The organism is Acinetobacter sp. CY79, assembly GCF_059515845.1.
On sequence record NZ_JCAKMY010000027.1, the window covers coordinates 38777 to 45000 of the forward strand.

The 6224-nt window shown below is 38.6% G+C and carries 5 protein-coding genes and 1 rRNA gene (1 of these 6 cut by a window edge); 3 read left to right on the top strand and 3 right to left on the bottom strand.

Annotated features, from left to right (window positions below):
- Positions 1-12: 12 nt before the first annotated feature.
- Both AC5YCE_RS11855 and AC5YCE_RS11860 read left to right on the top strand, forming a co-directional pair.
- The gene (locus AC5YCE_RS11855; RefSeq protein WP_496126621.1) at positions 13-1134 is read left to right on the top strand and encodes a 5-(carboxyamino)imidazole ribonucleotide synthase; all 1122 of its coding nucleotides are present in this window, start codon (positions 13-15) and stop codon (positions 1132-1134) included.
- Between the two features lie 689 nt (positions 1135-1823).
- Complete coding sequence (locus tag AC5YCE_RS11860; RefSeq protein WP_496172183.1) at positions 1824-3131, top strand: lytic murein transglycosylase; 1308 nt, start codon at positions 1824-1826, stop codon at positions 3129-3131.
- Positions 3132-3262: 131 nt separating this feature from the next.
- On the opposite strand, the gene AC5YCE_RS11865 is transcribed toward AC5YCE_RS11860, so the two are convergent.
- From AC5YCE_RS11865 to AC5YCE_RS11875, 3 genes are all read right to left on the bottom strand, one after another.
- Positions 3263-3637 (bottom strand): hypothetical protein, encoded by a 375-nt coding sequence (locus tag AC5YCE_RS11865; protein ID WP_496172184.1) that lies wholly within the window; start codon positions 3635-3637, stop codon positions 3263-3265.
- Between the two features lie 112 nt (positions 3638-3749).
- The gene (locus AC5YCE_RS11870; protein ID WP_496172185.1) at positions 3750-4154 is read right to left on the bottom strand and encodes a matrixin family metalloprotease; all 405 of its coding nucleotides are present in this window, start codon (positions 4152-4154) and stop codon (positions 3750-3752) included.
- Between the two features lie 78 nt (positions 4155-4232).
- Positions 4233-4664 carry a hypothetical protein gene (locus AC5YCE_RS11875; protein ID WP_496172186.1) on the bottom strand — a complete coding sequence of 144 codons (432 nt, stop codon included), beginning with the start codon at positions 4662-4664 and terminating at the stop codon, positions 4233-4235.
- 664 nt (positions 4665-5328) lie between these two features.
- Between AC5YCE_RS11875 and AC5YCE_RS11880 the strand changes: the two genes are divergently transcribed.
- Positions 5329-6224: ribosomal RNA gene (locus AC5YCE_RS11880) — 16S ribosomal RNA — on the top strand (it continues 642 nt past the right edge of the window).

A 6224-nucleotide genomic window follows, 5' to 3' on the forward strand; every position in this document is an offset into this window, starting at 1 on the left:
GGGACATTCCTCATGGATAAAACCATTGGTATTTTTGGTGGCGGTCAACTCGGTCGTATGATGGCACAAGCTGCTTTACCTCTTAATATTCAGTGTACTTTCTTTGAAGCGAGTACAGACTGCCCATCGAGTGCTTTAGGCACAGTCTTTTCAACTAAAGCTGAAAATGGTTTAGCTGAGTTTATTCAAAGTGCAGATGTTTTTAGTCTAGAGTTTGAAAATACGCCATTGGCTGATGTTGATGTTTTAACAAAAAATAAAGACCTACATCCACCACGCCAAGCATTAGCGATTGCACAACATCGTCTTTCTGAAAAGGCTTTGTTTGATACGCTTGATATTCCTGTTGCGCCCTATAAAGCAGTAGATTCCTTGGAAAGCTTAAAACAAGCTGTTGCTGATCTAGGTTTACCCATTGTGCTTAAAACCGCAACTGGCGGATACGATGGCAAAGGTCAATTTGTACTGCGTCAACACGATCAAATAAATCAAGCATGGGTGGAACTGGGTCCTGCTGGCGAACTCATCGCTGAAAGTTTTGTGACTTTCTCTCGTGAAGTGTCAATTATTGCGGTACGTGGCCAAAATGGTGATGTAAAAACGTGGCCTTTGGCTGAGAACCATCATCACAATGGCATTTTATCGCACTCGATTGTGCCTGCACCCAACAGCGCAGACTTACAACCCGTAGCACAAGACTACATCACTCGCCTACTCAATCATTTGAATTATGTCGGTGTGCTGACCTTAGAGTTATTTGTAACAGATAAAGGTCTATATGCCAATGAAATGGCACCTCGAGTTCATAACTCTGGTCATTGGTCGATTGAAGGTGCAGTTTGCTCCCAGTTTGAAAACCACGTTCGTGCTGTAGCAGGTTTGCCTTTAGGTTCAACCGCTGTAGTACGACCAACGGTGATGGTCAACATTATTGGTCAATATCCTAAGACTCAAGATGTATTGGCTTTAGAAGGTGCACATTTGCATCTCTATAACAAGTCAGAGCGTGAAGGTCGTAAAATTGGTCACATCACATTGATGCCAAATGATGCTGCTGAATTGACTGGATTATGTCGTCAATTGGCGAAGATTCTTCCGAATCCATTGGCTTTGACACAAGATATGATCATCTAAGTTCAAGCCTGTATTAAAAAAAAGCGATCACACCTGTGGTCGCTTTTTTATTGTCTGATGTTCAGGCATCATTGCGCCTCTTTGAAAAACGTCTACTGATCATATCTATAAAAAGCACGATTATGTTTTTATTGATCAATGATTTATAACTATAAAAAAACAAATTTTCTGAAAAGTACCTGTTGATAACTTTTTCCAGAGCTTGTGTTTTTTGAATTTAAGCAGTGTCAATAAATTCATTGCTTTGAATTTAAATTCAAAAAATAGAAAATAAATTCAAATTTTTTAAATTTAAAAATTTGGCTTTGAATTTAAAAGTTGTTTAATTTGAATTTAAAGTTCTAGATGAAAAGCATGGGTTCACTTCTATTTGTTTTTAAACAATAAATGATATGACGACAAGTAAGTTTTAGATTTTTAAGGTTGTGTATAACTTTTTAAAATATTTAAATTTAAACTGGGATATTTAAATTCATACACACTACTTTGTTTTGAATTTAAAAACTTGCTGTGGATAGATTGTTTTAAATTTAAAGTTTTTCAGTCAGAAGTGCATTTTTAAATTTAAAAATCAAAATATGAATTTAAACAGAGAAAAATGAATTTAAATTTACGATTTGAACCTTTAAATTTTTCCTCAGAATGCTATGTTGTGCTCATAAATTAAATTCAAAAATAATTGGAAGGTTATGCGTCGTTTATCTATTGTATTTGGTTCTGTGTTTTTAGCGATGACTCAGGCTCAAGCTGAATTATTAATTAATGGGCAACCTGCGGTCATCTCATCTTCTGAACAAGCATCTGTGCCTTTAAATAATCTAAATTCTAATGACACATCTCAAACGGGCTTTCAAAGTTGTATTGCAAACCTTAAAAGCAGAGCAATGTCTTCAGGTGTTTCTTCAACGACGTATGATCGTTATACCCAAAATTTAACACCTGATTATTCTGTGATTGAGAAACTCAACTATCAACCTGAATTTTCTACGCCTATTTGGGATTATTTATCGGGTTTGGTCGATGATGAGCGTGTTGCTGCTGGCAAACAAAAGTTAGTTCAACATCACGATGTATTGAGTCGTGCTGCTATGGTCTACGGTGTGCCTGTGGAAACGATTGTTGCGGTGTGGGGTGTTGAAAGTAATTTTGGTGATATTTCGGGTAAATATCCTTTGTTGCAAGCTTTAGGTACATTAAGTTGTGAGGGGCGTCGTCAAAGTTATTTCCGTGGTGAGTTTTTTGCAACCATGCGCATTTTACAACGGGGTGATTTAAGGGAAGAACAGTTAAAAGGTTCATGGGCGGGCGCGTTTGGTCATACTCAATTTATGCCAACCACCTATGAAGAATTAGCTGTTGATTTTGATGGTGATGGTCGTCGAGATTTGGTGTCGAGTACATCGGATGCCTTGGCTTCTACAGCAAACTTTTTAAAGAAACGTGGTTGGCAAACAGGGCAACCATGGGGATTTGAAGTGAGCATTCCTGCTGATTTATCTATTTCAGGAGAAGGTCGTCGTAATAAAAAATCACTCAGTTCGTGGGTGGATCGAGGTGTGGTTCGTGCGGATGGCTCTCCACTGATACAAGGTAATTTATCGGGTTCATCCCAAGCGGGTTTAATGTCACCAGCAGGTGCATCAGGGCCGACTTTCTTAGTGTTTAAAAATTTCGACGCTATATATAGTTATAACGCAGCTGAAAGTTATGCCTTGGCGATTGCGCACTTATCAGATCGTTTACAAGGCAAACCTGTCTTCAGTAAAGCTTGGCCGACTGCTGATGCAGGAACGTCACGTGCTGAAAGACGTGAAATTCAACATTTTTTGATTAAGCGTGGCTATGACATTGGTGATGCGGATGGTTTGATTGGTGATAAAACACGTAAAGCGATTTTTCAGGAGCAAAATCGTTTGGGTTTAAATCCGACAGGTCGTGCGGGGCAACAAATTTTACGTGCATTTAGAGATGAAAATGCCAAATTGATGATGAATTAATTTCTTAACTATACATATAAGTCATATAAAAAAAGGTCTGCTCAGTTGCAGACCTTTTTTATCGTTTTATGTATATACCTATATATGATAGGGATAAACCACAGCTATAGATCTAAAACGAAAATATGTATTTATGATACTGAGCGATCAAGTTTCACGGCTTCAAGCAAATCGAAAATAACATGGGTTACATCTTGACTGAGTTCGCGGTCATTAAAAATTTCATAAGCCGTGATGGTGATGTCCGTATCGCTTGGAAGTTGTTTTTGTTCTTCTTCAATCAAATCTTGGATAGGCAATAACGTTTGTTTGATTTCTAAATGCAGAACATCTTCAAATTTAATGTTTTCATCATCAAGTTCAAGAAGTTGTTCATTGTAAAAAGGCAATAAAATAGAGTTGAGATAAGGTTGAAGCTCAACAATATCAAAAATTTCGATATCACGAGTCTGTTCAATCGTGCTGATATGATCATTTACTTCTAGGATAATATGATAATAACTCACGGCTTTCTCCTCTAATTCATGAGCATATACAATAGCATGAATCGTGCTAAACACACGGTTTAGTATATAAATACTTATAAAATATATGGAATATAAGTGTTCAATTTATGAATTAGTTTCGATTGTTTAAAAGAGCAATATCTGCCGCTTTAAGTCTGAATTGCTCAAAATCTTGCTTTTCTAAAATCGGGTACATCAGTGATTCAGGGTCATCCGAATGTAATATACCTAAACCATGTCCGAGTTCGTGTGCCAAAGTGAGTCTTAGGTCATTGATATTTTGGAATTCATAAATATTGATTTCACGACCATTAAATTGTCCTTTGTCAAATTGACGCGCTTGGAAGCGTTGATTGAATTGAGCAACCGATTGATTGAACTGTTGATTGAGTTGATTAACCGTAGCCACGTGTTGATTGGTTTGTTGCACGTTTTGATTAAAAGTATCTATTTGTTGTTGTAATTGTTGCGCTGCAGCATCAAGTCGCTGTTTTTGATCCTGTAAATAGGTACGCATTACATGACTTTGATGTGTGGATTGATTAAATCTTTGCACCTCATTGTTATAACGGTCTAAACGATATTGATAATCTATCTATGTTTGTTCAATCAAACGCTGTTGAAAATTTAAATCAGATTCAATTTGTCCTAATTTTTGAAATTCACTTTCATTTGAGCGCTGGGCTTGCTCTAGCCTATAAAGTTCAGAGCGACGTGCTTCGGAATCAGCTTGGCGATGATCATAAATCAGGTTAATGGTGAGCTGTGCATTTGGGTCATATATAAAGAGTGGCTGAGATGTGCCTAAGAACCAAATATCCGCTGCTTGTTGGGTGATTTCTTTTAATTGATCATGACTAATGTTGAAACGTGGGTCAATATGTCCAATTTTATAGCGCAGTCGATTATCGAAAGGGTGTTGAAGACGATCTAAAACTGAGTTGTGATTCAGTTGAGGGTTGAAAATCCGTTGAGATGCAAAAAATGCTAAAGCTATAAGTGAAATTATAAGAAGCAGGATTCGCATATAAAGGACATGTAAAAAGTTGTTGTCTAAATAATGTATAGCAAAATACAAATTAGGCAATAATTTAGCTGGGCTTTAGATTTAATACCTATCAATAAAGTGAATAGAAATTTCGCTGATGGAAAATAAATCAAATTAGAAAGTTGGAATGTCATTAAGGATGAAACTAAGTCCAAATCTCATAAAGAAAAGATCTGATTGATCATAAATTTGAGCTTAATGCAAAATTTTCTATGAAAAAGGAATCGCTGAAAAACATGATAAATGAAAATAAAATAAGAAAAATGATTAAAAAATGAATGAAATACACAGTTTTTATCGAATTTGGTTGAAAAAACATACATACGTTAATTTTAAATGAAAATAGGGGTTGCAATGATTTCTAAATCCTCTAGAATGCACCCCATACCGACGAGATACACGGAAACGAACGAAGTAGATTGCTGAGTTGTTGAGGTGATCGAAGTCCAGCTTCTAATACTGACGAGGTATTAGAAAGATCATTAAGAGATTATGAAGAACAACTTGTGTGGATTTTTACTGATTGATTAATCGAAATTATTTTCATTGATTGATGGTAGAAATGACTCGAAGTTTATTTGAGAAATATTTGTCAGAAGATTGATGAGCCAAGATTGGTGCCCTATAGGCACTAAGCAATATTAAACTGAAGAGTTTGATCATGGCTCAGATTGAACGCTGGCGGCAGGCTTAACACATGCAAGTCGAGCGGGGAGATGTAGCTTGCTACATCACTTAGCGGCGGACGGGTGAGTAATGCTTAGGAATCTGCCTATTAGTGGGGGACAACGTTTCGAAAGGAACGCTAATACCGCATACGTCCTACGGGAGAAAGCAGGGGACCTTCGGGCCTTGCGCTAATAGATGAGCCTAAGTCGGATTAGCTAGTTGGTGGGGTAAAGGCCTACCAAGGCGACGATCTGTAGCGGGTCTGAGAGGATGATCCGCCACACTGGGACTGAGACACGGCCCAGACTCCTACGGGAGGCAGCAGTGGGGAATATTGGACAATGGGGGGAACCCTGATCCAGCCATGCCGCGTGTGTGAAGAAGGCCTTTTGGTTGTAAAGCACTTTAAGCGAGGAGGAGGCGCCCTGGATTAATACTCTAGGTGCGTGGACGTTACTCGCAGAATAAGCACCGGCTAACTCTGTGCCAGCAGCCGCGGTAATACAGAGGGTGCGAGCGTTAATCGGATTTACTGGGCGTAAAGCGTGCGTAGGTGGCCAATTAAGTCAAATGTGAAATCCCTGAGCTTAACTTAGGAATTGCATTCGATACTGGTTGGCTAGAGTATGGGAGAGGATGGTAGAATTCCAGGTGTAGCGGTGAAATGCGTAGAGATCTGGAGGAATACCGATGGCGAAGGCAGCCATCTGGCCTAATACTGACACTGAGGTACGAAAGCATGGGGAGCAAACAGGATTAGATACCCTGGTAGTCCATGCCGTAAACGATGTCTACTAGCCGTTGGGGTCTTTGAGACTTTAGTGGCGCAGCTAACGCGATAAGTAGACCGCCTGGGGAGTACGGTCGCAA

Bases quoted from the DNA above. Each gene is read 5' to 3' on its own strand.
- AC5YCE_RS11875 (WP_496172186.1), bottom strand. From the start codon at position 4,664: ATGCGAATCCTGCTTCTTATAATTTCACTTATAGCTTTAGCATTTTTT.
- AC5YCE_RS11860 (WP_496172183.1), top strand. From the start codon at position 1,824: ATGCGTCGTTTATCTATTGTATTTGGTTCTGTGTTTTTAGCGATGACT.
- AC5YCE_RS11870 (WP_496172185.1), bottom strand. From the start codon at position 4,154: ATGCGTACCTATTTACAGGATCAAAAACAGCGACTTGATGCTGCAGCG.
- AC5YCE_RS11855 (WP_496126621.1), top strand. From the start codon at position 13: ATGGATAAAACCATTGGTATTTTTGGTGGCGGTCAACTCGGTCGTATG.